The 25,336-nt window shown below is 69.0% G+C and carries 25 protein-coding genes and 1 riboswitch; of the genes, 17 read left to right on the forward strand and 8 right to left on the reverse strand.

Annotation, left to right across the window (positions count from 1 at the left end; genetic code table 11):
- Window positions 1–62 precede the first annotated feature (62 nt).
- From ABZ622_RS35640 to ABZ622_RS35665, 6 genes are all read left to right on the forward strand, one after another.
- Entirely contained in the window at window positions 63–1,343 is a 1,281-nt protein-coding gene (locus ABZ622_RS35640; protein ID WP_360550492.1) for a lipase family protein, read from the forward strand.
- Window positions 1,344–1,536: 193 nt separating this feature from the next.
- Entirely contained in the window at window positions 1,537–2,085 is a 549-nt protein-coding gene (locus tag ABZ622_RS35645) for a hypothetical protein (protein ID WP_360550494.1), read from the forward strand.
- A gap of 136 nt (window positions 2,086–2,221) precedes the next feature.
- On the forward strand, window positions 2,222–2,533 hold the full coding sequence (locus tag ABZ622_RS35650; protein WP_360550496.1) for a hypothetical protein: 312 nt from the start codon (window positions 2,222–2,224) through the stop codon (window positions 2,531–2,533).
- 201 nt (window positions 2,534–2,734) lie between these two features.
- Window positions 2,735–4,222: a S1 RNA-binding domain-containing protein gene (locus tag ABZ622_RS35655; RefSeq protein WP_360550498.1), complete on the forward strand. Its 1,488-nt coding sequence runs from the start codon at window positions 2,735–2,737 to the stop codon at window positions 4,220–4,222.
- A gap of 105 nt (window positions 4,223–4,327) precedes the next feature.
- The gene (locus tag ABZ622_RS35660) at window positions 4,328–4,963 is read left to right on the forward strand and encodes a winged helix-turn-helix domain-containing protein (protein WP_360550500.1); all 636 of its coding nucleotides are present in this window, start codon (window positions 4,328–4,330) and stop codon (window positions 4,961–4,963) included.
- A complete protein-coding gene (locus tag ABZ622_RS35665; protein WP_360550502.1) occupies window positions 4,960–6,216 on the forward strand; it encodes an MFS transporter in 1,257 nt (418 codons plus the stop codon). Before ABZ622_RS35660 ends, ABZ622_RS35665 begins: the two co-directional genes overlap by 4 nt.
- A 205-nt stretch (window positions 6,217–6,421) precedes the next feature.
- On the opposite strand, the gene ABZ622_RS35670 is transcribed toward ABZ622_RS35665, so the two are convergent.
- The gene (locus tag ABZ622_RS35670) at window positions 6,422–7,414 is read right to left on the reverse strand and encodes an aminoglycoside phosphotransferase family protein (RefSeq protein WP_360550504.1); all 993 of its coding nucleotides are present in this window, start codon (window positions 7,412–7,414) and stop codon (window positions 6,422–6,424) included.
- Window positions 7,415–7,665: 251 nt separating this feature from the next.
- Window positions 7,666–7,751: riboswitch (ZMP/ZTP riboswitch) on the forward strand.
- 22 nt (window positions 7,752–7,773) lie between these two features.
- On the opposite strand from ABZ622_RS35670, the gene ABZ622_RS35675 reads away from it, so the two are divergent.
- Window positions 7,774–8,640, forward strand: coding sequence for a bifunctional 5,10-methylenetetrahydrofolate dehydrogenase/5,10-methenyltetrahydrofolate cyclohydrolase (locus ABZ622_RS35675; protein WP_360550506.1), 867 nt, complete (start codon window positions 7,774–7,776; stop codon window positions 8,638–8,640).
- Between the two features lie 174 nt (window positions 8,641–8,814).
- Here ABZ622_RS35675 and ABZ622_RS35680 read toward each other — a convergent pair whose 3' ends face one another.
- The gene (locus ABZ622_RS35680) at window positions 8,815–9,894 is read right to left on the reverse strand and encodes a protein kinase family protein (RefSeq protein WP_360550508.1); all 1,080 of its coding nucleotides are present in this window, start codon (window positions 9,892–9,894) and stop codon (window positions 8,815–8,817) included.
- A gap of 102 nt (window positions 9,895–9,996) precedes the next feature.
- On the opposite strand from ABZ622_RS35680, the gene ABZ622_RS35685 reads away from it, so the two are divergent.
- The 3 genes from ABZ622_RS35685 (at window position 9,997) to ABZ622_RS35695 (ending at window position 12,537) form a co-directional block, all read left to right on the forward strand.
- Window positions 9,997–10,185, forward strand: a complete 189-nt coding sequence (locus tag ABZ622_RS35685) for a winged helix DNA-binding protein (RefSeq protein ID WP_360550510.1) — start codon at window positions 9,997–9,999, stop codon at window positions 10,183–10,185.
- Window positions 10,186–10,686: 501 nt separating this feature from the next.
- Window positions 10,687–11,391 (forward strand): alpha/beta hydrolase, encoded by a 705-nt coding sequence (locus ABZ622_RS35690; RefSeq protein WP_360550512.1) that lies wholly within the window; start codon window positions 10,687–10,689, stop codon window positions 11,389–11,391.
- Window positions 11,392–11,571: 180 nt separating this feature from the next.
- Window positions 11,572–12,537: a nitronate monooxygenase gene (locus ABZ622_RS35695; RefSeq protein WP_360550514.1), complete on the forward strand. Its 966-nt coding sequence runs from the start codon at window positions 11,572–11,574 to the stop codon at window positions 12,535–12,537.
- A gap of 311 nt (window positions 12,538–12,848) precedes the next feature.
- Here the strand turns inward: ABZ622_RS35695 and ABZ622_RS35700 are convergent, their stop codons facing one another.
- Together ABZ622_RS35700 and ABZ622_RS35705 are read right to left on the reverse strand one after the other, a co-directional pair.
- Window positions 12,849–14,090, reverse strand: coding sequence for a DUF4303 domain-containing protein (locus tag ABZ622_RS35700; protein ID WP_360550516.1), 1,242 nt, complete (start codon window positions 14,088–14,090; stop codon window positions 12,849–12,851).
- A 227-nt stretch (window positions 14,091–14,317) separates the two neighbouring features.
- Window positions 14,318–15,910 (reverse strand): hypothetical protein, encoded by a 1,593-nt coding sequence (locus ABZ622_RS35705; protein ID WP_360550518.1) that lies wholly within the window; start codon window positions 15,908–15,910, stop codon window positions 14,318–14,320.
- A 137-nt stretch (window positions 15,911–16,047) separates the two neighbouring features.
- On the opposite strand from ABZ622_RS35705, the gene ABZ622_RS35710 reads away from it, so the two are divergent.
- From ABZ622_RS35710 to ABZ622_RS35725, 4 genes are all read left to right on the forward strand, one after another.
- Window positions 16,048–17,211, forward strand: coding sequence for a HAMP domain-containing sensor histidine kinase (locus ABZ622_RS35710; protein WP_360550520.1), 1,164 nt, complete (start codon window positions 16,048–16,050; stop codon window positions 17,209–17,211).
- Window positions 17,208–17,879, forward strand: coding sequence for a response regulator transcription factor (locus ABZ622_RS35715; RefSeq protein ID WP_360550522.1), 672 nt, complete (start codon window positions 17,208–17,210; stop codon window positions 17,877–17,879). Before ABZ622_RS35710 ends, ABZ622_RS35715 begins: the two co-directional genes overlap by 4 nt.
- A 276-nt stretch (window positions 17,880–18,155) precedes the next feature.
- Window positions 18,156–18,707: a DoxX family protein gene (locus tag ABZ622_RS35720; protein ID WP_360550524.1), complete on the forward strand. Its 552-nt coding sequence runs from the start codon at window positions 18,156–18,158 to the stop codon at window positions 18,705–18,707.
- Between the two features lie 239 nt (window positions 18,708–18,946).
- Window positions 18,947–19,183, forward strand: a complete 237-nt coding sequence (locus tag ABZ622_RS35725) for a hypothetical protein (RefSeq protein ID WP_360550526.1) — start codon at window positions 18,947–18,949, stop codon at window positions 19,181–19,183.
- A 49-nt stretch (window positions 19,184–19,232) separates the two neighbouring features.
- Here the strand turns inward: ABZ622_RS35725 and ABZ622_RS35730 are convergent, their stop codons facing one another.
- A complete protein-coding gene (locus tag ABZ622_RS35730; protein ID WP_360550528.1) occupies window positions 19,233–19,655 on the reverse strand; it encodes a helix-turn-helix domain-containing protein in 423 nt (140 codons plus the stop codon).
- Between the two features lie 85 nt (window positions 19,656–19,740).
- Between ABZ622_RS35730 and ABZ622_RS35735 the strand changes: the two genes are divergently transcribed.
- Both ABZ622_RS35735 and ABZ622_RS35740 read left to right on the forward strand, forming a co-directional pair.
- Window positions 19,741–20,556 (forward strand): NAD(P)H-binding protein, encoded by an 816-nt coding sequence (locus ABZ622_RS35735; RefSeq protein ID WP_360550530.1) that lies wholly within the window; start codon window positions 19,741–19,743, stop codon window positions 20,554–20,556.
- A gap of 510 nt (window positions 20,557–21,066) precedes the next feature.
- Window positions 21,067–21,741 carry a hypothetical protein gene (locus ABZ622_RS35740; RefSeq protein WP_360550532.1) on the forward strand — a complete coding sequence of 225 codons (675 nt, stop codon included), beginning with the start codon at window positions 21,067–21,069 and terminating at the stop codon, window positions 21,739–21,741.
- Window positions 21,742–21,810: 69 nt separating this feature from the next.
- Here the strand turns inward: ABZ622_RS35740 and ABZ622_RS35745 are convergent, their stop codons facing one another.
- Window positions 21,811–22,548 carry a class I SAM-dependent methyltransferase gene (locus ABZ622_RS35745; RefSeq protein ID WP_360550534.1) on the reverse strand — a complete coding sequence of 246 codons (738 nt, stop codon included), beginning with the start codon at window positions 22,546–22,548 and terminating at the stop codon, window positions 21,811–21,813.
- Window positions 22,549–22,772: 224 nt separating this feature from the next.
- Here ABZ622_RS35745 and ABZ622_RS35750 point away from each other — a divergent pair, with 224 nt between their 5' ends.
- Window positions 22,773–23,417 (forward strand): hypothetical protein, encoded by a 645-nt coding sequence (locus ABZ622_RS35750; RefSeq protein ID WP_360550536.1) that lies wholly within the window; start codon window positions 22,773–22,775, stop codon window positions 23,415–23,417.
- A gap of 203 nt (window positions 23,418–23,620) precedes the next feature.
- Here the strand turns inward: ABZ622_RS35750 and ABZ622_RS35755 are convergent, their stop codons facing one another.
- Window positions 23,621–24,211 carry a hypothetical protein gene (locus ABZ622_RS35755; protein ID WP_360550538.1) on the reverse strand — a complete coding sequence of 197 codons (591 nt, stop codon included), beginning with the start codon at window positions 24,209–24,211 and terminating at the stop codon, window positions 23,621–23,623.
- Between the two features lie 347 nt (window positions 24,212–24,558).
- Entirely contained in the window at window positions 24,559–25,077 is a 519-nt protein-coding gene (locus ABZ622_RS35760) for a DUF402 domain-containing protein (protein ID WP_360550540.1), read from the reverse strand.
- Window positions 25,078–25,336 lie beyond the last annotated feature (259 nt).

A 25,336-nucleotide genomic window follows, 5' to 3' on the forward strand; every position in this document is an offset into this window, starting at 1 on the left:
CTACGCAGAGCGGGCGGCTGGCCTCATGTCCTTGTGGAGCGGCCAACAGGCAGGATCCGCACATGACTTCACAGCGTTCCCACACCCCGGCCCGCCTGCTGATTGCTACGGCAATCCTCGGCAGCAGTGTGGCCCTGACCACACCGGCATCGGCGGCGTCCTCGGCCGGGCACGCCCAAGCCCGGCAGGCTCCGACCCGGCAGGCCTCGATCGCCGACATCCGTATGCGGCCGGCGCAGGCCGGATCCATCATCTCCTCCCGCTGGTTGGCCGATCTGACGGCCCAACAGGTGGCCGCGGAACTACAGGGCAAGGTCGACTCCTCCCAGGTGCGACACGGAGTGACGGCATACCAGGTCGCCTACCGCACCACGAACAGCGCGGGCGAGCCCACCACGGCGAGCCAGCTTCTCGTCCTGCCCAGGACCTTCGGCCGTCATCTGCCGACCGTCGCCTGGTTGCACGGCACCATCGCCTACCGCAAGGACGTCGCGTCGGAGAACCCCGCCTCCAGCGACCGGCTCGCCGCGTACCTGCTCGCATCGACCGGACGCGCGGTGTCGGCGCCCGACTACGTGGGCCTCGGCGCGGGCGAGGGCTTCCACCCGTACGGCGACCCACGGGCCACCGTTGCCGCCACCGTCGACGGGTTGCGGGCGGCACGTGCCTTCGCCCATCGAATCGGCCGGGAGCTCGACCGTAAGGTCCAGGTCAGTGGGTTCTCGCAGGGCGGGCCCGCCACCATGCTGGTCGGCCGCGCCCTCCAGGACGAGGGCGCCGACCAGTACTTCCGGCTCGGAGCGCTCGCCCCGGTAGCCGGGCCGTTCCATCTGTCCGTCTTCGAGGCGGCCGCGGCGGACGACAAGATCGCCAAGTCCGGCCTCTACCTCGCCTACTTCGCAACTGCCTGGAACAAGACCTACGGCCTCTACAGCTCGCCGGGCGAAGCCTTCCGTGCGCCGTACGACCAGATCGTGGAGGGACTCTTCGACGGTGATCACACGACCGAACAGATCGCCGGTGCGTTGCCGCCCGCAGCCAAGGACCTGTTCACCGAGGACTTCCTGGACAGGATCCGCACACCCAGCGGTGTCCTCAAACACCGACTCCACGCGTTGGACACCACGTGTGACTGGAAGCCGAACGTACCCGTGAGCCTCTTCCACGCCCGCGGCGACAAGGACGTCGACATCTCCCACTCCGCGTACTGTGCCCAGCAGTTGACGGACAACGGTGCCGAGTTGCGGCTCACGGACGCCGGTGACTACGACCACAACAACTCGGTGAAGCAGGCTCTTCCGCGCATCGTCCGCTTCTTCGACGAGACCGCTGACGCCGACTGAGACGTCCCGAGCAGGTCCGGGACTCGCCGACGCCTTGAACGTTCCGTATCCGTACCGGTTCAATCGGACACATGACTGGGACCGATGCCGATCTGGAACCCTGGGCCGCACCGCCCAAGAGATTTCATTCCCGCAAGCGCGTCGCCGATGCGTGGGTGTGCGGCCTGGGCTTCAACCCCGCAGCCCGGCGGAAGTGCTGACCAGCCTCTTCGACGTGGGGGAGAAGCCGTTCGTGTACTTCCTGTACCGCGCCGATCTTCCGGCCGGTGTCCTGGACGCGGCGGCCGTCCACCCCACGCGAGGGGTCCGCGGCGGTGCGGCGGAATCGGGGAGACTCTCGCCCGAGCAGTGGAGCCGGCTCCTGGCCTCCACCGCGGAATCGCCGTACCGCAGGGCTCTGGCGGAACTGGCGGCGGAGCAGACGGCGTGCCGGGAGACCGGAGCACGGATCGGTGTCGAGCCGACGCCGGACTCCGATTCCCGGCCTCCTTCGAGTCCGGCCGAGATCGCCGCGATGGCAGCAGCGGTTCCTGACGTCGCCGCAGAGGATATGACCTACGCGGTGTGGTGGATTGCCGCCCTCCACACCGACGCCGACGCGATGCGCCTGCTCTCCGTGTCGCCGAACCTGCGGATCCGCCGCAGCGTGGCCCGCGCCCCGCACCCTTCCGCCGGACGTCGTGGACCTCCTCGCCCACGACGACGACCGCGTCGTACGCCTCTTCCTCACCGAGTCCTGTGAGGACGCCCCGGCGAGCCTGCTCCTGGAAGTGTGGAGCTGGTGGTCCGGCAGCTTCTCCTTCCCGGGACGTCCCCGCAACCATCCGAACTTCCCCCGTCACGACCTCCTCCGCTTCGCCGGGGACCCGGATCCCCGTATGCGCCTTCTGGCGCTCGACGACCCCGCATCGTGCCCCGCTCTCGTGGAACGGTTCAGCCGCGACCCCGACGCGCAAGTGCGCGCCCGTGCCGCAAGTGACCCGCGTCTTCCGCCCGATTCCGCTGTGAGGCTGGCCGCCGATTCCGACCACGGTGTTCAGTACTCGGCCTGGCGGAGCCCTGCCCTGCCGCCGGAAGTCCTGACCACCCTGCTGCTCGATGAGGACAGTGCCGAGGCCGCCGCCCAGAACCCATCGATTCCGGTGACAGCCATGCACCGCATGATCGGCCTGGCCGTGGGGTGTCCGTGATCCGGGGCAGAGAGACGAGACCGACCCACGCTGACGGTGGGGCATGGAGCCCGCCCGGCGAACTTCAGGCCCTACGAGGGTTCCCGTACGCTGCGGACATGAGTGAACGCGTCGGCGGCGTGGGATGCCGCGACATCGGGCGGGGCCTGCCCGGACACCGGCGGAATGCAGCGGCGCCTTCGACGTCCGGCAGGCAGTGACGTGCTGCCCCATGTCCACCGGATCACCAAATACGACCCGGCCGACCGCGACCAGCACGGCCGCTACATCGGTGCCGAAGCCGAGATCAGTGACCACGGGCCGGTCGAAGCCGTGTACCTGATGGCCGTCGCCGCCTTCGCGGAAGACACCGGCGTCGGTCAACTGGCCATCCGTGAACCGGAGATCAGTGGCTTCGCCCACTTCGGTCCGGAGCCGGTGGTCGACGGCCACGGGCTGGCAGGCCTCTTCCCACACGACCTCACCGGATTCCACGACGGCGCGCAGGTGTCGATCGAAGTCGGCCTGGAACTCGTCCGGGCCATGCTGCGAGACAACGGCGCATGGTGCCGCCTGGAGGTCGAAGGAAGATTCTCGGTGCACGTCGGGTGGGACCAGTACCTGTACGTCGGCAGCAGCCGGCCGTGCGAAGCGGCGCTGGCTCGAACCCGCACGCTCGGACTGTTCCCGGAGCGTCTGGACACATCGCCGTACGACTTCGTCGCCGATCAGCAACACGTACAGCGCCCGGCCGATGCCGACTTCTGGGACCGTCTGCGGTGGGTGGTCGGCTCCTACCGCGCGACTCTCCTGGAGGAGACCTACATCGGGAACGCATCGCGCTGGCACCGTCTCACGTGCGACAACATCGAGACCGTACGTGCCCAACTCGCTCCCCGTGCTCAACTGGCGGTCTGGACGGACCTGCTGACCGAGGTCGACGAGGCCGTGGCCGCACTGCCCGACGAGGGCACGGTGGAGATCCTCTGGGAGGACGCGAACGGCCGGATCGCCGGCACGATTGCGGACGAGACGCGGTTCGATGCGGTGATCCGTCGCATCACCGATGCGCGGGCCGCCGCCGTCGTACCCATCACCGGTGACGAGCGGTTCCCGCTCCTCACGGCAGTGCTACCCGACAGCGACGGCATACTCCGCGCCCGCTGGCAGACCGAGCAGACACCCAGCGACCGGGACTGGGGCTTCCTGAAGACCCTGCGGCGCGGTCAATTCGTCACAGGCACCGTGAAGTTGATAGCGGACTTCGGTGTCACATTCGTCGACATCGGCGGCTTCACCGCGATGATCAACATTCCGGAGCTGTCCTGGCGCCCCTTCGACCATCCGACCGACATCGTCGGTGTCGGCCAGGAGATCACGGCCGAAGTGCTCGACGTCGACATGTCCAGGGAGCGAGTTCCGCTGTCACTGAGGGCGGTGCAGGAAGACCCGTGGCCGCAGCTCACACAGCGGATCGGGCAGGTCGTCACCGGCCCCGTCACGAAAGTTCTGCCATTCGGGTTCTTCGTACGCATCGAAGAACGGGAGGACGGCATCGCGGCGCTGGTGCACATCGAAGGGCTGGCCGACACACCTGCTGATCGGCCCGAGGGGGCCGTGCGAGTGGGCGACATTCTCACTGTGAAGATCCTCGACGTCGATCTCACGCGCCGCATCGCCCTCGCGTGTACTCAGCCCCGCCCTCGCTGACGGGTGACGGCTGACAGGTGAATGGGATGTGCCGAGTCCCGGCTCTTTACGCGATTGTTCACAACATCTCTTTCGAAACAACTGTTGTAGGTCTATCTTCGGCGCATGGCTGCTTCCTCCGCTGTATCCGCCGAGTCCTCGGAGCGGGATGTCGAGTCCCCGTATCGGGATGTCGAACTCGATACCTCCGCCCTGCGCGTACTCGCTCACCCGTTACGTCTGAACGTGCTCACCCTGCTGCGTGAGCGTGGCCCGTCCACCGCCACTCGCATCGCCGAGGAACTCGGCATCAACCCCGGCGCGGCGAGCTACCACCTGCGTCGCCTCGCATCGGGCGGACTGATCGTGGACGAGCCGGGCAGGGGCACCGGGCGCGAGCGATGGTGGAAGTCCGTCCACCGACAGTCCATCCACGACCCCGCGACCGCGCCCGTGGAACAGCGCGAGGCCGGCCGCGCGTACACACAGGCAGTCGCCGTGGCCGCCGCCGACCGACTGCGCAGGGCCGCGCAGGAGGTGGCCCTGCTCCCGCAGGAGTGGCTCGAAGCCACCGCGTACAGCGACTTCCTCCTGCACCTGACCCCTGGCGACGCGGACCGGATGAAGGCCGAAATCTTCGAGGTGATCGCACGCTACCGCCACGAATCGGGCGAGGCGCCTGAAGGCTCCGCTCCCGTGGTGCTGCAAGTGCAGGCTTTTCCGGTGCCCGGTACGGCCCTGCCGCCGGCCGGCGACGCGTGAGCGCGCACGGCACAGCCGTTTCCGCACGGCCTGCTCACCGGGACGTCAATGTCCTGCGCTGGCTCTGCGCGTACACGGCCTCGGTCACGGGTGACGTCGTGTACTTCCTCGCCCTGTCCTGGGCTGCGACTCGGTCCGGCGGGCCGTCGCAGGCGGGCATGGTGGTCGCGGCCGGGGCGCTTCCACGGGCGGTGCTGATGCTCGGCGGGGGCGTGGTGGCCGACCGGCTCGGGCCGCGACGGGTCGCTGTGGTCAGCGATGCGGTCCGCTGCGCGGTGATCCTCGCAGTAGCCGTGGCGGTCATGTCGACCTCGCCGGGCGTGTGGCTACTCGTTGCGGTCGCGCTGGTCTTCGGCGTGGTCGACGCGGTGTTCATGCCCGCGGTGGGTGCCCTTCCAGCACGCCTCACATCACCCGAGCAACTCGCCAGGGTCCAGGGGATGCGCGGGCTGTCTATCCGGCTGAGCAACGCCGCCGGCCCGATCCTGGCGGGATCGGTGCTGGCGATCGGCGGCGCGGCCGGTGCGTTCACGGCTGCGGGGGTCCTCTTCGCCGTCTCCCTCGTCGTCCTGCTCACCGTCCGGATCGCCATACCGGGCGAAGTGCCTCGGCGCACCCTTGTCCGGAGTGAGTTGGGTGACGGCCTGCGCTACGTCCGCCGCCACCGGATGCTCGCACCCCTGGTGACGGTGATCGGTCTGAGCGAGATGTGTTTCAGCGGCCCGGTCGCCACCGGCCTGGTGCTCCTGGCGGACGAACGCGGTTGGGGCGCCTCGGGGATGGGCTGGGTCGCGAGTGCGTTCAGCGCCGGAGGAGCGGCCGCGGGATTGCTGCTCACCGTGTCGCCCCGGATCCCGCGTGCCGGGCCGGCGATGTCCGCCGCACTGCTCGTGACCGCTGCGGGCACGGTCGCTCTGGGGCAAGCCCCCTCGCTGCCCGTCGCTGTGCTGTCCGGTGCGCTGATCGGCCTGACGAGCGGTTTCACCACGGTCGTGACGGGTGCTCTGCTCCAGACGGAGACCGACCCCCGATACCTCGGCCGGGTCACCTCGGTCACAACCCTGTGCACCTTGGGCCTCGCCCCCGCACTCTTCCCGGCCGTCGGTGTGACGGTGGCCCTGTGGGGCGCGGGCGTGTTCTTCACCGGATGCGGCGCCATCTGCCTGCTTGCCGCAGTGATCGGCCTGGCTGTCCCCGCGCTACGACGCGCCGAACTCCCACCGCCGGGGCCTGCCGCGCCAGACGGACAGTAACTTCCCTGCAGGGTCCTGGAGTTCACCCGGCAGTCCGGCAGGAACATGGACACACGCACCGAGTCCATTCGGCCTCCCGCCCCGCTCTCCGAGGCCATTCGCCCCGCTGCCCCGCTCTCCGTGTTCGATCTTCCCGCCTGAGCCGCCTGAGCCGCCTGAGCCGAGCAGCGGACGACGGCTCCGCCCTGCTCGGCGCAGCCGCGGGCTACACCGACGGCAGAAGTGCCAGCGCCTGCCTCGCGTTGTGGTTGGCGATCCCCTGCATGAACACACGGCCGGGGAAGTCACCGTCGAGAAGGCGCAGAGGACCGGCCACCAGCGACAGGCGCATCGCGAGCATGTACAGGTCGAGCCGTCGGGGATCGAGACCGGGCCGGTCCAGTACGGCGTACCGCTCGTGGAAGCGGAGCCGGAGGAATACATGCTCCCACTCGACGTCGAAGTACATCAGGTCCTCGATGTCGATCAGGACGGGGCGCCCGTCGGCATCGACCAGGACGTGGTCGGGTCCGAGTTCGCCGTGGATCAGCCCGTACTCCGTGCGAGGGCTCACACGTTCGGCCAGCTGCCTGAGACGGTCGTGCAATGCGGCTTCAGCCCCCGCGATGCTGTCGTCCCGCCCCGCCGCCTCCTTGAGGTCCTCCAGGGCGCGATCGAGGACCCGACGCTCGCACGAGACTTCTGACACGCAGTCACCGCGCTCCAGCAGGTCCACCCTGCCGTAGTTCCGGGCCCGGCTGCGATGCATCACGCCGAGCATCTCGGCGAGCTCGCCGAGTGCTCCCGACGCGCGCTCCGGGTTACTATCGAAGAGGTCTTCGAGCGTGCCACCGGTCACGTCCTCGATCACGGTGACGTCGGCCGGATACCGGCGTCGGCTGTCGTCCGCCAGGAGCACTTGCGGAACCCGCACTCCGAGGTCGTGCAGGGTCCGTTGTGCGGCCAGGAACGGGACAATCCCGGACGCGGGTGCGAAGGGGTCGGCCGGATCGTCCGCCCGCGTGCTCGGCCAGAAGTTCTCATCCTCGGCCCAGCTGCAGACGATCACACTCTCCGTACGGGGGCCATCGAGCCGAACCCGGTACACACCCTTCTTGGTTCCCCCGCGCAACCGGTCCACCGCGACGACGCGGCGTCCCGCGCCCAGCGCATCACGCACAAGTTCCGACAGGTCTTCGATCTCCGCGAATCGGCGCATCCGCAGAAGCTACCCAAGACGACATCGCGCGCACCACTGGATACATTCTTCGAAGTTTCCGTACCTTTCCAGCTGCCGATGAGTAGTAGCGCCCCCTGGCACTGCCCTCTGCTTCGAACGCTGCCAGGAACCCGCTTCGGAACAGGGCAACCCCGCCTTCGGCTTACTTCGGCGCCGAGTGGTGATCCTTCATGAGCCGCATCCATCCGAGACCGTTCACCTGTGTCAGCGCGCAGCGTCCACTACAGTGATGCCTGGACCGTGACTGGCGCTGAGGTGGATTACCACCGGGGAGCGGTCTGACGAGGAGTCGATGCCGTGCGCCTGGGCGAGTGGTCAGCAACGCCTGGAGGGCGACGATGTCCCGGACTCAGACGGCCCAGCTCATGGATGGCAGCAACCTCGCCAGACGCATGATTGAAGAGACAGCTGCCAGCGCGGCGGACATCACGCGGCGGACGGGGACCAGCCCCTGTCTGGCAACGGTGCTGGTGGGGGAGGACCCCGCTTCGGTCACCTATGTCCGTATGAAGCAGGCGCGGTGCGCGAAGGCGGGCATCGAGTCCCGGCACATCGGCTTGCCTGCCGAAACCACTACAGCAGAACTGATCGACGTTCTCGCCGGCCTGTCCGACGATCCGGAAGCACACGGCATCCTGCTCCAGCATCCGTGCGGCCCGCATATCGACGAGCGAGCGGCGTTCGAGGCCATCGCCCCGGAGAAGGACGTAGACGGGGTCACGATGCAGTCCTTCGCCGCGATGAGCTTCGGCCTGCCGGGCTTCACGTCCTGCACGCCGGGCGGGATCATGCGACTTCTGGAGGCGTACGACGTCGAACTCGCCGGCAGGCACGCTGTCGTGGTCGGGCGAAGCCCGATTCTCGGCAAGCCGGTGGGGATGCTCCTGCTCGCCAGGAACGCAACAGTGACGTACTGCCACTCCCGCACGGCGGACCTGTCGTCGACCGTCCGGGAAGCGGACGTGGTGGTGGCTGCCGTGGGGCGGCCACGGTTGATCAGGGGTGAGGACATCAAACCCGGTGCCGTGGTGATCGATGCCGGCTACAACTCGGGCAACACCGGCGACGTGGATTTCGACACGGCTCTCACCCGTGCCCGTCTGATCACTCCGGTGCCCGGTGGCGTCGGGCCGATGACCATCGCCGTCCTGCTTGCACAGACCGCGGAGGCTGCCGCGAACCAGCTCGGAGTCCAGCAGAGCTGAGCTCCTGATCAGCAGCACGATGATGCCTGGCGCCCCAGCGCCGACGCGGAACCCGCCGACCAGCGGGAGATCATCAGTGGTGGCGACATGGAGCAACGCAACCGCAGAGTGACGACGCGCCGATCCGACTGGCCGGTGACAGGCCGGCGTGGGCCGTGTTGCGTTCCCGGCTCATCAGCCGGTTGAACGGTCGCCCTGCTGCCGCGCCCGCTCGATGTCGGCGGCAGGGTACGGGGTCAGTTTGCTCTCGGAGAGCAGCCGACGGTGGAACTCGTCCAGAACAGCGGCTGTCCGGGCATGCCGGTTGATGACCGTGGCTATGGCGGGTGGGACCTCTTCGGATCTTTCGCCCGCGATCCAGTTGCGCAGAAACGCCCCGTGCTCCGTTCCGCCGTGCAGGTGGTCGGGCAGATGATGGCGGATGAGGTGGTTCGCGATGTAGCAGCCGTCGTACGTGAGGTGGTCGGAGAGGAAGTCGGTCTCGGCCCGCGAGAGTTCGAACTCGGAGCTCAGGGCAAGACCGAAGTCCGCGAAGTAGATCGTCCGGCCGTCGGTGAGGACGTTGTTGAAGTGGGCGTCGAAGTGGACGAGCCCTCGGGACCTCATGAAGTCGGCTCCACGCATCAGGGCCTCTTCTGCCCACGCGTACCTCGGACCGTACGCACCTTCTGCTGTGGCGGCTCTGTGGTCGCTGAGCCACTTGCCGAGAGTCTGTGGCACGTGTTCCAGGAAGATCACAAGACTGGACGAGGATCGGCCGATGGCCTCCAGCCGATCACGCACGGCCGAGGAGCCCTCCCAGTGGGCCACCGCACCGTCGATACCGCCGAATTCGTCGGCGCATGCCGGGGGAGGGGAGTCCGGCAGGACCCGCCAGTGGTACATCAGCGGAAAGCCTTCGTACTCGCTGCCCAGTACCCAGCCGGTGGTCAGTGTGTGCACGGCCAGCTCACGCCATGCGCCGAACCCGGTTGAGCCCGCCCCGTACTGGTAGAACGTCGGCAGCTCGAAGACGTTCGCCGTCGACCGTACGTTCTCCGGTCGCAACTCAACGTCCGTCAGAGGGACTCGTTTGACGAAGACTCGGGTTCCGCGGAGATCGATTTCTGCGGACCTGCCGCCGATGCCGGACCCCAGAGGGGTGGCCGAGGCCACGACTCCGCCGAGTCGACGGTCGCTCAGCAACGACAAGTGGGTGGAGACGGATCCGTACGCGGCCAGGCGCGCGGTGTGCCGCGGGTCCGGATGGTCCATGAACGACTCCTCAATGCCCGAACCACAACATCAGCGATCTCACGAGCGTGATCGACCTTACGTAGTGACCTCGCGGCTCTGGAAGGTGTACGACCGCAGTCCATGGCCACCACGATCGGGTCGTTCTCCCGTCTCGGGCTCGTGGAACGTCACGCCGATCCCGAGGACGGCCGCAAGCGGCGCGTCACTCTCACCGACTCCGGCCGTGAACGCGCCGAGGGGGACCGGGAGGCCCGTCGTGCCTGGCTGACCCGTGTCCTGGAGGAGCACCGCACGGAGACCGAGCGGTAGACGGTCGTCCAGGCGATGGCCGTGCTGGAAAGACTGATCGAACCATGAGTGAGGGACCCCCCGCTCCCTCCGGCTCTGCCCTGTTCGCCATGGCTGCATCAATGCGTTCGCCGGGAACGGCCTGGCGCAGATCCTCGCGGCCGGCGATGTCGGCCACCTGGTGCTCGCCGGGATCGCCACCGTGGCGGGGTGCTCCCGACCGCCTGCCTCGCGACCGACCTTGACCACCGACGGACCGTCCTCGCCGACGGGTGCGCCGATCCCGACCATGATCTGCACCGACTCCTCATCGAGAAGATGTTCGCGCGGCATGACGACGTTCCCACTGTCGACGAGTGGGTGAAGTCGCCGCCAGGTGCCAGGCCTGACGGGGCCTCCGGCTGTATCGCGCATCAGTGGGCGGTCACCTACGACATGGGAATCCGGCCTGCTGCGAAGCCGCCATTCTGCTGTCGGCTGACGCCGTCGCGCCTCCGGTGGACAGGGCGACAGGATCGTCGCATGCAGCCCATTTTCGTGCTCGTACACAGCCCGTCCGTAGGCCCATCGACCTGGCAGCCCGTGGCCGAACACCTCACGGCCGCGGGATACGCGGTACGGGTGCCGTCCCTGCTGCACATCGGCACCGGTGCTCCGCCCTTCTGGCCCCGCATCGCCGACGCCGTCCGCGACGACCTGCGGCAGGTCCCGGTCGGCAACCCGGTCACGTTGGTCGCTCACAGCAACGCCGGCTTGTTCCTCCCGGTGATCCGCGCCGGTCTGGATCATCCGGTTGCCGGCTCGATCTTCGTCGATGCCGGGCTCCCGGCCCGGATCGGGCCGACACCCGTGGCCTCTCCCGAATTTCAGGAGTTCCTCCGCCCGATGGCGGTGAACGGCAGGCTGCCGCGCTGGACGGACTGGTGGGACGAGACGGATGTCGCACCCATGTTCTCCGATCCGACGGTGCGACAAACGGTCGTCGAGGAGCAGCCGACCCTGTCGCTGTCCTACTACGAGCAGCGCATCCCGGTCCCCGACGGCTGGGACGACCACCCCTGCTCGTACCTGCTGTTCGGCCCGCCGTACGAGGACTGCTCCGCCGAGGCACACGCACGCGGCTGGCCCGTGGCGCACCTGCCCGGTGCACACCTCCATCAGATCGTCGACCCTGCCGGAACAGCCCGGCACCTCGTGGAACTTGCCGGTTCGACCGGGTCCGCCTGATCTTCCTCGTCGGCCCGATCCGCTTCCGGCGTACGGCCTTGATGCCGTACGCCAGGGGGCCAGGACGCCCCTACGTCCCCTGCGCCCCTACGCCTGTGCACCGGCTTGTTCGACGCGCTGCATCCGTTCGTCGGTTGATTTCGCTGCGACGGGCAGGACGGCAGGGTGAGGATGGAGGTCATGGGACTGGCGACAGCATTCACAGACATTCTCGGTGTGGAGCATCCGATTGCCCTGGCCCCGATGGGTGGTTCGGCCGGTGGAGCACTGGCGGGGGCGGTCTCGCGCGGCGGCGGGCTCGGGCTGCTGGGCGGCGGAGGCGGGGACGAGGACTGGCTGGCCCGGGAGCTGCCCGTCCTGGTCGATGAGGCAGCCGGGAAGCCCTGGGGCATCGGCTTTCTGTCGTGGGCGGTCGACATCGGTGTGGTCGCGCGGGCACTGGACCACGGTCCGACCGCGATGATGTTGTCCTTCGGCGACCCCAGCCCGTTCGTGGAGCACATCCGCAGCGCGGGCGCGGTGCTGATCATCCAGGTCACCGATCTGGAGGAGGCCCGGAGGGCGGTGGATCTGGGTGCCGATGTGATCGTGGCGCAAGGCACCGAATCCGGCGGACACGGGGCCCGGCACGGGCGGTCCACGCTGCCGTTCGTCCCCGTCGTGGTGGACCTCGCGACGTCGACCCCGGTGCTGGCGGCCGGCGGGATCGCCGACGGGCGCGGTGTGGCGGCCGCCCTGGCGCTGGGGGCCGAGGGAGCATTGGTCGGCACCCGCTTCCATGCCACACCCGAGGCGCTGCTCGCTCCCGAGACTGCCCGGGCGATCGTTGAGGGGCGTGGAGAGGACACCGAGCGCAACAGGGTGCTCGACATCGCCCGCAGCTCGCGGTGGCCGACGAAGTACACCGCACGCACCCTTGGCCACCCCTACCTCGATCAATGGCGGGGCCGGGAGGACGAGCTCGCCGCCGACCCTCACGCCCAACAGGCCTACCAGGACGCCGTGGTACGAGGCGAGATCCCCGCACTGCCCCAGTGGGCCGGCGAGGCCATCGACCTGATCAACGACCTGCCGTCCGCGGCCGAACTGGTCGGAACCCTGGCTGCACAGGCCGAGGCCGCACTGTCCCGAGCAGGCAGACGCTGATCGGGGACGGGCGAGTCGTGGCGGGAGCAGCCGTGGGGCGGGCGGCGACTGAACGCGGACAGGCCGCGTCCTCGTCCCGCGTCCTCGTCCCGCGTCCTCGTCCTGCGGACGGCCACCGGGGCCGGTGTCCGGCTCGGCTGAAGCGGTGAATCAACTGGCCTGTCATGTGGTCGAGTCGGACCGCCGGTCCGCGAACGCCTCGGCCTGTACTGGGAGAACGGCTCCCTCACGAAGTGGTGAGGGAGTCCGCCTCCCTCGCCGCCGAGCGGAGTCCGCGCCGCGCACCGCAACGGGCAAGAGCCCGCATACGTTCACTTGCCGAGCGTGGCGGCGGCCTCGCGTACCAGCGGATCCGGGTCGTTCTGGCTCAGGTGCTTCAGCTGCGCGGTGTAGCGGCGGCGCTGCTCCGCGTCGAGTGGTGCGTCGGACAGTACGAGGAGCGCGTGGCGCCGTACGACGGGCAGCGCCGAGGCCAGTGCCGCGAGCGCTGTCCCGGCCTCGTCCGGGCCGATCGAGCAGAGACCCCTGCCCGGGGCGAGCTGTTCGGACACGGCGGGATGCTGGTCCGGGCACACTGCCAGTGCGTTCTCCAGCGGCGAGTAGTCGAGGGGACCATGGGCGCCGTGGTCGCGGAGCGATGTATAGGGTGCGGCGAAGCCCTGCGCTGCCACCCCCGGCGGAATGCTGTCGAGCCGCTTCACCACCAGATCCATCCGGCCCAGACGCGAGAGCGCGGCCGCGGCCCAGGACCGGTCCGGCTCGTCGAGGTGCTTGTTCGTCATGGTTCGCTCCAGTGCGTCGGACACCTCGGCGGACGCGATGCCGATGTCGGCCAGGAGCTTCGCCCAGAGCCACTTGTCGGGCGAACCGTCCAGACGCGCCAGCGCGGCGGGGACGGCGAGCCCACCCAGCGCCCGGAGCGACTGCGTGGCCTGTTCGCAGGACAACGGCGAAGAGCGTGACTCGACGATCGCGACGAGCTCGGCCACCCGCTGCTCCGCAGGCAACGCGGCCAGTCGGTCCGCCTCCCGCTGCTCGGCGTCCAGTTCGGGGAAGTGCTTGCGTACCTGCGCCCTGGTCAGACTCAACGGGATGAGCTCCCACGCCTCGTCCATCGCGACGACGACGAAGTCCTTGCCCACGATCCCGTCTGCCAGCAGTTGCCTCCTCGCCGCCGTGCAGGCCTTGGCGACGGTACGGAGGTAGCGCTGGTGGACCGTATCCCAGTGCCGGCCGTCCCCCGCCGTCGCGGCTGTCTCCAGACGGGAGGCCCACTCCTCCCCGGTCGTTCCCGGGTCGAGCTGCCATGGCCAGTCCGCCGGGCTCCACCGCAGGGCCTGAGCATCGAGCGGGTCCGGCGCGGCGGCTGCGAGTCTCTCCTCGCTCGCCACGCCGACGAGCGTCCAGGCGATGGTGCCACCGGACTCGGCGTAGAACTCATGGACAGCCGCGCCGTAGACGTGCTCCTCGGGATGCTCGGCGCACATGCGTCGGACGAAGCCGACGACCTGGTCCCGTATCGCCGCTTGAAGACCGGCCCAGTCGAAACGCATCCGTGGACCCTACCAAGGGCGTCGAGGCCGGCGATCACGCACCTGGAGGGCCTGCGGGGCACCGGGCGCGATGCCCTCAGCGTGGAACGGGAACGCCCATGGCCTGCAAGGGCGCAGGGCTCTGCGCTCCGGGCGGCCACGACCGCGCCCCGGCTGCCCCAAGCCGGAAACCGCCGATCCCTACGAACCTCCGGCAAAGGGGCACAGCCCGCAGGACCTCCCGGCGATCAGTTTCCGTGCCCCGCCGGCCCCGTCGGCTCACCACCGCGCGGCAGCCGGCTCAGCGCAAGCCCCAGCAGCACCACCACATACGTCGAGAGCACCGCGATCCCGGCCCACCACGGAAGCGGGAAGTACCCGGTCGAGGGCGCGTAGTGGGCGACGACCTGTGGGTATTCGACGAGGGTCTGCTGGGCCGCGAAGCCGGCGGAAGGGGTGAGCCGCAGCAGCCACTGCGACAGGCCGTCGGACAGCAGCGGGAGGGAGGTCATGGCGTACGGGACCACGATCGTCAGTACGGCCACGAGGAGCGCGAGCCAGGCACGCCGGAACAGCACGCCGAGTGTGACCGCGATTACGGCGGACAGCGCGAGCACAGCCGCCGTGCCGGCGACGACCCGCACGCCGGTGAGCGCGGACACCTCGGCGACGCCGGTCCCGTTCCCCTTCAGGATCGCCACGCCGACCGGGACCACTGCACCCACGGCGAGGAGACCGGTGACGAAGGCGACGGCTCCGACGACGACCGCCTTCGCCGTGACCATCCGGCGGGTGACCGGCGTGCCGCGTCCGGGTTCGTGGCGGTCCCGGGAGGCGACGAACCGCACGGCGACCACGAGCACGACGAGCACCCCGAGTACCAGGCCGCCGAGGGTACGTTCCACCGGGCGGCCACCGCCCTCGGTACCTCCCGGCCCGATGTCGCCGGTGCCGGTCACGCTGATCGTGCCGTTCCCCCGCACCGCACCGGACGCCTTGTGGTACTTCTCCCAGTCGGTCCGGTTCATCTCCCCGACGGCGTCGGAGCGCCAACCCCTTCTGGACGGAGCGTTCTTGAGAACGACCTGGTCGAAGGTGCCGCCGGCCTGAGTGAAACGCACCTCCTCCGTGGCGCCGCCGAGGCCGGCCGACCGCAGTGTCAGGTCACCGGGGGACGTGGCGAACAAGCCGACCTGCACGGTCCCGGGCAGACCGGACAACCGCGCCGTGCCGACCTTCGTCCAGCGCCCGCCGTCGGCGGACTCGTAGCCCGTGATGGTGTCGACCGACCGCGTCAGCCGCAGCCAGCGCGGCGACCCGGCCGAAACCCGCCCTCCGCTGCCTGCGATGTCATGACGGAAGTCGTACTGCATCCGCACACCGTGGCTGCCGGTGAGCATCAACGCCGCGTAGGAGGATCCCTGGCGGAGCCCGTCCTTGATGATGATCCCGGCCTTCGCCCACGGCACCAGGCCGGGGACGATCCGGTCATGGTTCGGTGGCGGATATGTGATCGTGCCCGACATGGACGTCATGCGGACCGTGATACTGCCGTTCTCGCCCAGATCGCGATGCAGGAAGTAGAACTGGTCGTTGACCCGGGAGCCGTCCGGTCCAGTCGGCTCGGGCGGGCAGGGGCCGTCGCAGGACGTGTGGTTGCCGAACGCGGGGAGCAGACCGAGCGCGACGACGACCAGCGCCGCAGCCGCCATCGCGACCAGCCGACCCGGACGCCGGAAATCGGTCCACTCCTGTCGGACCTCCCGGAACTGCCCGATCTGCCTGGTCTGCCAGATCTGTCGAATCCGCCGAAGCAGTTCGTTCGTCGTGAGTATCTGCATGGCATCGGTTCTACGGACCGGCCCATGACATGGTCCGAACCGCCGCTGTCATCCCGCTGTTAGGTGTCGTGGGGCAATCTGGTTCCGGCTGCCGGACCCGGGAAGGAAGGCCGCCGGACCCGAGAAGGAAGAGGAACGTGGGAAAGCAATGGAGTGGGACCGTCGGTCGGCGATTCACGATCCTGTACGCGGCCGGGTTCCTCGGGTCCGGAATCGTGCTGCTCGCCCTGACCTACCTGATGTCCGGCAGCCGGGGAACCGGCGTCGCCCCCGAACAGCCCCCGACCGACCGGTCCGATCTCGCCGCCGCCGAACAGCAGATACAGGATCTGGGACGACAACTCGCGGATGTGCACGCGCAGCAGAGCCACCAACTGCTGGTCGGCTCGCTGATCGCACTGGTGGTGATGGCCGGCGTCTCGCTCCTGCTCGGCCGCATCCTCGCCGGCCGAGTCCTGCGCCCGCTGCGGCTGATCACTGCGGCGACACGGCGCATCTCCGCGGAGAACCTGCACCGACGACTGGCCGTGGCCGGACCCGTCGACGAGGTGAAGGAACTCGCCGACACGGTCGACGGCCTTCTGGAACGCCTCGAAGCCTCATTCGTCGCGCAGCGCCGGTTCGTCGGCAACGCCTCGCACGAACTGCGTACGCCACTGGCGACGATGCGGGCCTCGCTGGACGTTGCCGTCGCCAAGCCGGAGCCCGCGGCGCAGACCGTCGCGCTGGCCGGCCGGCTGCGGACCGAGCTCGACCGGGTGGACCACCTGCTGGACGGATTCCTCGTCCTCGCACGGGCCCAGCACGGTGCCCTCGCCGACCGGACCGCCGTGTCGCTGGGCGAACTGGTGCGGGAGGCACTGGCCGCCCGGGCCACCGACATCACCGCGAAGAAGCTGACCGTCGGCGACGAGACGCGACCGGACACCCGGACGTGGGGCAGCGCCGCGCTGCTGTCCCGGATGGTGGAGAACGTGGTCGACAACGCGATTGCGCACAACCAGGAAAGCGGCTGGATACGGATCTCCACCGGACATGACGACACCGAGGCCCACCTCGTCGTCGAAAGTGGCGGGCGTGTCCTGGATCAGGCCCAAGTGGACCGGCTGACAGAGCCGTTCGAGCGGCTCGGCGCCGACCGGACCGGATCGGAACGGAGTTCCGGGCTGGGGCTGTCGGTCGTCGCAGCGGTCATCGAAGCGCACGGCGGCCGCCTCGCCCTGCTGGCCCGGCCCGAAGGCGGGCTGCACGTCGGTGCGAGGCTGCCGACGGCGGCCGGTTCCGGAGAGGCGACACGGTGAGGGTACTGGTGGTGGAGGACGCGCGGGCGCTCGCCGAGGTCGTCGCCGAGGGACTGCGGGATCAGGGAATGGCCGTCGACATCGCGCATGACGGCCTGACCGCCGCTGCCAAACTCGGCCTCAATCCGTACGACGTCGTGGTCCTGGACCGGGACCTGCCCGGCATCCACGGCGACACACTCTGTCAGATGATCACCGAGCGGGACCAACGCGCGATGGTGCTGATGCTGACCGCGGCCGGGACACCCGGCGACCGGGTCAGCGGCCTCACCCTCGGCGCCGACGACTACCTCGCCAAGCCCTTCCATTTCCCGGAGCTGATCCTGCGCATTCGCGCTCTCGCCCGGCGCAGGCCGACCGCCCGGTCCCGCACACTGCGCGCCGCCGACCTCGAACTCGACCCGGTACGCCGGGCCGCCGTCCGAGGCGGCCGTCCGCTGGAGCTGTCGGTGAAGGAGTTCGCCGTCCTGGAGGCGTTGCTCCGTGCCGTCCCCGGCTTTCTGAGCGCCGAGGACCTCCTGGAACAGGTGTGGGACGAGAACGCCGACCCGTTCACCAACACGGTCACCGTCACCATCGGCCGGCTACGCCGCAAACTGGGCGGCCCGCCGGTCATCACGACGACCCCCGGGGTCGGCTATCGCATCACCGAAGCTCCGGCCTCCTGACGCGGCGGGGCGCGCCGGGACCGGGCCGTGCACAACTCCATTCGCCATGCCCCATGTCCCGTGCCCCATGCCGGGGCCGCGCCCGCCTCGGCCGCCTGTCTCCCCGTGTTGCCGGACGTCCTGGCAGGAGTTCCGGTGCAGATCGCTCGGGTCCCGCATCAGTGACGATCATGCCTCCTCGCCCCTGCTGATACCGCGCGCACTCCACCGCTCCGGGGTCGATACCGAATGGGGGAGGAGTAAGGATGGAGAGGCAATACGATTTTGGAGACTCCAATGAAGTTCATCGATGAGAAATTGCGTGCCCCGCCCCGGTCGGCGGCCCGCGTTCCGGAGAAGACTGCGGTATCCGCCGGTGACTGCGGTCTGCTCCTTGTCAGGATCACCTTCGGTCTCCTCATGGCCGGGCACGGAGCCCAAAAACTATTCGGAATATTCGGTGGTGAAGGTCTTGACGCGACGGGCAAGGGTTTCGCCGCTCTGGGTTACCGCCCAGGAACGCTTTATGCCGCCATAGGCGGCGGTTCAGAGTTTCTGGGCGGCCTGGGGCTGGCCCTGGGGCTTTTCACGCCACTGGCGTCGGCTGCCCTGATCGGTGTGATGATCAATGCCATGGCGACCGTAACCGCGGCACACGGCCTGTGGGAAACGCAGGGCGGCGTCGAGTTCAATGTGTGCATCGCAGCGGTGGCCCTGGCCATCGCCGCCATCGGGCCCGGGCGGTACGCCCTCGACAGACTGTTCCGGTGGGGGCGGGGGGGCTGGCCGGAGGCCGCCTTCGCACTATTTGTAGGTGGCATCGGAGCTGCCATCGTGCTGAGCCTTTGAGTTCGGCTTCCTGCTGATGGCCCCCGGTGGTTGTGCGCTGCGCGAAGTCGAGCCCGGGCACGGCCGGCTCAGGTGGTACGAGGAGCCGGAGATGCGTGTGGCGCTGCCGGACCCCTTCCACGAGTTCACGGCCGGGACGGAGCGCACGGTCCTGACCGAGGTGCTCCGCCACTTCGCTCTGCCTCATGCCGCGCAGCCGCTTGTGCCGCGAACCCGGGCTACTGGGAAGACTGGCGGCCATGAGTATCTGGTCCGGCGTCCCAGGCCCCGGCATCAAGGCCCTGAACGGCTTCGACGAGGCGGCCCGCTTCCATGCGGAGGGCGATCCGACGATCAACATGGATGTCGCCACCACTGGCCTTCATGACCACATCCGCCTTGCGCTCTACGATGACGGCGAGATGGACGCGCTCTGTCGCCCGAAGCCGCACGCGCGCTGCGCGACAGGCTCGACGAGGCCTTGCGGCAGCCGCTGAGCGCGTCCCTCGTCGGAGCGGTTCGTACCCGTGGAGAGTTCGCGTTCGGTCAACGCACATCGTGGCCGGGGTGCTTCTGGTCGTAGTCGTGCCGGGCTTCGGCGATGCCTGCTCGGTGCGCCAACGACCATTCGGCGAGCGCCTTGACGAGGTGGGTCAGGCTTGCGCCGGTTTCGGTGAGGCGGTAGTCGACCTGGGACGGAACGGTGGGGTACACCGTGCGGAGGACGAGCCCGTCGCGCTCCAGCCTGCGCACGGTGAGCGTGAGCATGCGCTGAGAGATGCCCTCGATCGCGCGCTGCAGTTCCCGGAAGCGGCGTGGCCCGCCGGCGAGCTCCACGATCACCAGGACCGACCACTTGTCGCCGACCCGGTCCAGCACATCCCGGATACCGCAGTCGGGGTGGTCCTTCTGCCCGCAGGGGTCGAGTTCAGCAGGCCCGGGGGTTACTCCGGTGTGCGTGAGTGACATCGAACTGCCTTCTTGTGGCCGGTGGGCGGACGGGTCAGGATCCCATCGTAGTTACTGAAGAGAACCACGAAGGAGACGGCGACCCATGATCTTGGTGACCGGCGCGAACGGAAATCTCGGCGCACTCACTCTCGCCGCTCTGCATGCCCGCAAGGCGGACGCGACCGGCAGCAGCCGAACGCCCGGCGACGCGACGCGGCTCCTGGACTTCGACAACCCGTCCAGCCTCGACCTGACCGGTTGCACCACCGTCGTGCTGGTCTCCGCGGGCTACGCGGAGGACGACCAGGTGATCCGGCGGCACGCGGCGGTCGTCGAAGCTGCCGTCCGCGACAGTGTCCAGCACATCATCTACACGAGCCTGACCGGCGCCGGTGACCACCTCGGCTTCGCGCTCGCCCACCGTGCGACCGAACAGCTCGTCACGGACAGCGGCCTGAGCTGGACGATCTTGCGCAACGGCTTGTACGCCGAGCTCTTCGGCGCCTTGATGACGTGGGACGGCGATACGCTGGAGTCCGCGTTCGGCGGGGGTGCGGCGGCAGTCGTGGCCCGTGCGGACCTGGCCGACGTGGCGGCGGTCGTCGCAGCCGATCCGGAGCGTCACACCGGACGCGTCTACGACCTTGTCGGCGTGCCGATCACAGCGGCGTCCGTTGCCGATCGTCTTGGAGCGGGCCACCGCACCATCGGGCTGGCAGAGTACCGGCGCAGGCTCCTGGACAGCCCTGGGCTCTTGCCGTTCCAGCCGCCCATGCTTTCCTCGATCGCCACAAGCGTCCGCCATGGTTTCCTCGGCGCCACCAGCACGGACCTTCAGGATCTTCTCGACCACCCTGTACGCGACGCGCTGGCCATCGCCGCCGCGGCGGCCTCCGCAGCGCGGCCGGAGTCCGGCTGAACTCCATGCCGTGCACGCCGACGCGCCGCTGTCATCTGGGGGCCGCCGCCGACTCGTACGCACGGACCTCGTCCTCGACGGCATCCGGGAGCGCCCACCGTAGAGGGGCCACGCCCCCGTGGGGAGCCTTGTCACCCCTGCGATGTGCGCAGTGGGAACACTGCCCGCCCGGCCGCGGTCGGGCCACCTCGGTGAGCCCGGCCGGCCGGGCTCACCGAGGTCGTATGCTCCACAGCACGCCGAACCGTGAAGAGGCGATCGGGCCGGCGATCGCCGTGCTGTCCGAGGTGTCCCGGTGCTTCTGCCGGGACGACCGGTCCGGACCCGGGCCGGACCGAGTCTGCGCAGCGAGTTCCAGCCGTCTGGCTGCTGCCCGGTGAGCCAGTCATGTCGGCCCTGTCGGTATGGGCGAACCGCTTACCTGGCTCACCAACTTTTCTTATAATTCGCACACTTGGGACTGGCAGGGGAGGGTGAATGGTTGCCGGGCTGCCACTCGTGCAAGGTGTGGTGATCGCCTTGTTCTGCTGGTTGATCCACTGGATCTACGTGGGGGTCCGCGGAGCCGTACACCGGTGGAGGCTGCCGGAACCGTCGCTCGCCCCGGGCCAGTTGGAGCTGTGTCAGGGGCAGGCATTCCGTGAGATCTGCCGACGGTCCGCGAACCCGGGCCCGCGGGTCATGATGACGGACTACTTCGCCGAGCGAGGGTGGAACCGGGCAGACGCCATGCGCATCCTCGCCGAGCCGATCAAGCACAAAATGATCAAGATCAAGGGATGGAGGTTCGGCGGGTACGGCGTCACGCGCAAGGGCTGGTCCGAGTACGAGCGCAAGTTCATCTGGACAGGAGGCGAAGGGGTGCACATCTCTTCCACAACGGGCGGCTTCGTCGTGGCGAACGTCAACAGTACGCACGCCGTGGCCCACGGCGGCTACGGCAACCGGGCGAACGCGTCCGACATCCCCCACCAGCAGCTGATCGACGCCCTGCGTACGGACGCAGGCGCCGCAATGTCCGACGAGGGGGTTCGGGCGCGGGAGTACGCCGACGACCTGGCCGCAGCCGTCGACTCGCAGGACGCCGACCGAACAACCCGCATCCTCGGGAGGATCAACGCCCTCCTGTCCACCGCCACGACGGCTTTCACTCTCACCCGCGAACTCCTGCCGCCCAACTCGTAGCGGAACGGATTCCGGGTCGCGGTCTGCGCGACAGCACCTTGTTCCACGGCGAGTGCGTCCGCCGATGCACTACAGCTCGTGGTGTCGACGGGCGAGGTGGACAGTGACGTCGGCGGCGATCTCGACGGTCCGAGGCAGCACCTGCATGATCTGGCCGAACACCTGCTCCCGCTCGAAGTCCGGCAGGACCAGGTAAGCAGAGATCGTCGAGAGCTGGCCGATGTATTCGCGAGCGCTCATCGTCAAACGTCGTTCGATCACGCACTGTTGAACATCGGTGAACCACTCGGACCGCTGGAGCTCCGAACCCGGCCACTGCATGTCACACTCCGGAGGAGTCCCGTCCGGGGACGGGATCCCATCACTCTCCAGAAATGGTGCTCGTGCTGCGCGCACCACCTCCTCCACCGCGGGGTCGGCCAACTGGATCGGCCCCCCGAAGGAGGCGAACACACCGCCCGGCTCCAGCAGTGCGGCCATGCGCGTCCACCGACCCTCCGGGTCCGTCCAGTGCAGCGCTGCTGCCGCATAGACCAGCCCGTACCCCTCACCCGGCCGCAAGTCCTCGAAAGCGGCCCGCACCGTCCTGACGCTCGCCGGAACGTGCTTGCGCAACTCGTCGAGCATGGCCCCGTCAGGCTCGCTCGCGGTGACCGTGACCCCCTGTTGCGCGAACAGACGGGTGGCCTTGCCCGTCCCGGCGCCGATCTCAAGGGCAGACCGAACCGGCCGACCCGCGTACGCCATCACCACATCGCGAAGCTCCACGGGATACCCCGGCCGGAACCGCTCGTAGGCGCCCGCCATCACTCCGAAGCTCCGCGCGCGACCAGTCATGCCGCACATCCTGACACGGGCCGCGACCTCAGTGACCAACCCCCACAAGGCTGCACGCATGGTGACGGGGAGGCGCCACCACGCGGTACAGCCCGGCGCTCGTCCCAAGCATCCGCTGGGACTTCGACGGCTCGTGACCCTGCCACGTCGAACATGGTTGCGGTACGGGTCGGCCGGAACAGTAGACTCCGGGCATGACTGAAGTGCCGCATCCTCCACCACTGTCGAGCCGGTGGCGGGCGAGGCAGTCGGGCTTCGCCTATGCGCCGCAGGATTCCGCGGATCTCCGGCAGAGCCGCCGCCGGGCCGCCTTGTTGACCGCGCCCCTGGTGTTGCTGGCGGTTGTCGGCGTCATCGCCTGCGTCGGCGCGGTGGCCCAGTGGGGTCAGGAACACATTGAGCTCTCCGACCGCTTCGGTGCGACATCGGCCCACCGCCCGGTCGTCGTGCTCGCCGGTGGGCTGGTCCTGCTGATCGCTGCCGGATGCGGAGTGGCCGGCGCGCGGGCCGTGGCCCGACCACGGAAGCCGGCGGTCGAGCTGACGCCGGACGTGGTGCGTTCGAACTGGCTCGGAACAGTGGAGGTGCCCTGGTCCGACGTGGTCGGGGTGCAGGTGACCAACGGGCCGCACCTGCGGCTCGCCCGACAGATGGGCGCCTACCGCGTGGCGGGGAGGCCGCGCCGCGAGGACAACGAAACACTGCTCCGTCTCTACGCGCCGGCGAACGACGTCCTTCCGCTCGTGGAGTGGCTGCGGGCTCATCCCGAAGTGCGTGCGACTGCCCTCGTCCCGGGCACCGGGCTCCTGCCCGCCGAGCACGGCGGCACCGGTTCGTGACCGAGCAGGACCGGCTACGGGGTCGGACGGACAACGGCCCGACCATCTGCGACCGCGTCCTCGGAGCCCCCTGACAGACGCGACGCCGGCCAAACCGTACCTCTGCGCGTACACGAGAGGACGCCTGGCCGACCTGCTGTCCCCGACATGGTGACAGTAGCTGTGACCGGGACGAAGGACAGCGAGCCGGAGCCGGCGGCGGTTCAATCGGAACCGATCGCCGCCTTCCGGGCCCGCGCCCGCTCCCAGGACCACGAACCCGCACCCACCAACAGAGCCGTTCCCAACGCGTACACCGGCAGCCAACGTGTCGTCGTCGACGCGAGGCAGCCGGCCACGGCCTGGCGGCTCTGCACCAGCTGCGCGTGGGCCAGCGCGTCACTGTCACGACCGGCCAGGCTCCCCAGGGCGGCCCGTGTTCTGAGGCTCTCGTACCGGCCCGACTCCACGCACTCGTGCCGGGTGCCCGGCATCGGAAACAGCCAGTCCCAGCGCTGTAGTGCCGGTGCCAACGCCAGTGCCACGCACAGACCCACTACCAGCGAGAACGCGGCCAGACTCCACCCGTAGGCAGCCCGTCGGTCCGGCGTCCACACCGGCACGTGGCCGAAGGACAGGACCACCGCGAGCAGCGTCACACCGAGATAGGCGGAGAACCACTCCCACGAGCCCTGCGCCAGCGAAAACGCCAACACCACGGCAAGCGCGGTCCCCAGAACACCGGCATCGCCGGCCATTCGCTTCTCGCCCACGACCACGGGGCCCCGGACACCGCGACGGCTGCGCACACTCACACGCTCTCTCCTGCCTGCTTCCGGAGCGCCAGCCTCCCGTAGCCGCCCGCTGCGCCCCTTCGACACCACACCGGTGCGCTCTGACCCCACCCGAACGCCACAGTCATGAATTACCCGAGACCGCCTCCCCGCTGCCCTCGGGGGCAGGTGAGACCGGTCCGGCCGTCCGGCCGGTCACGGTCGGGCAGATGCCACCGACGATCGCCGCACCGGACCCGGTGGTGCGAGTGGACACCTACGGCGTTCTGGGCCCGCTGCCGTCGCGCCGAAGCCGTTTCCGAAGAAGGCGGGTGCCACTGACTCATGACGCGCAGCGCACAGTACGCAGGGCGGGCCAGTGCCCCGAACTACCGAACGAGGCCGAGCCAGTAGCGGTACACCGAGGAGAAGGGCTCGACGCCGTTACGCCCGCGGTGGACCGCCTCCAACAACCACTGGCAGGTCTGTCGGGCCTTGCCGGTGACGCTCTCGGGATAGCCGTAGCTCACCTGGTGTTCGGCGAACTCGTCCTCGTCCTCGATACGGGCTTCTCCGCCACGGTGCCGAACGACATCGAGATCGAGGTCCACCATGCGCAGGACGGTCCCGTCCGCGTCCCACTCGGGTGCTGTGCACACGTCGCAGTACACCTCCGGGCCCGGGTCCGCGCAGAACGTGGCCGTCCACCACTCGCCGCGCGGGACCAACATCACGTAGACGAACCGGCTCGTCCAGCCGCCCGTGGCCGAACCGACGGGGACACCCTGCGCCGTGCCCAACCACACACCATGCTCGTCCTCGCCGAGTCGGGTAGCAGTCCACTGCGCACTCAAGCTTCCGTCGTACTTCCGGATGTCGACCAGCACCGCGGCGTTCCCTGTGACCACGTGGGGAGGCTTACCCCACAGTGCCGCAGGAGTATCGGAGGGCGGTGATGGTCGACGGGCAGCAATCGGGTCCGGTTCAGCTTGTATTTAAACCTTTGCCTTTGGTTAGTTGGGCGGGCTGGCCACGGGTTTTGCTGTTCGCCGGACAGCGGAGCGGCCTTTGTTTGATCATGTGTTTCCGCCAAGAGACACATTGATCAACCAAAGGCCGTGATGGACAGTCTGCAAGAACGTGCCGCCCGCGTCGAGGCGTTGGGCG

Source organism: Streptomyces sp. NPDC007164, from assembly GCF_040634135.1.
Lineage (GTDB): Bacteria > Actinomycetota > Actinomycetes > Streptomycetales > Streptomycetaceae > Streptomyces > Streptomyces sanglieri.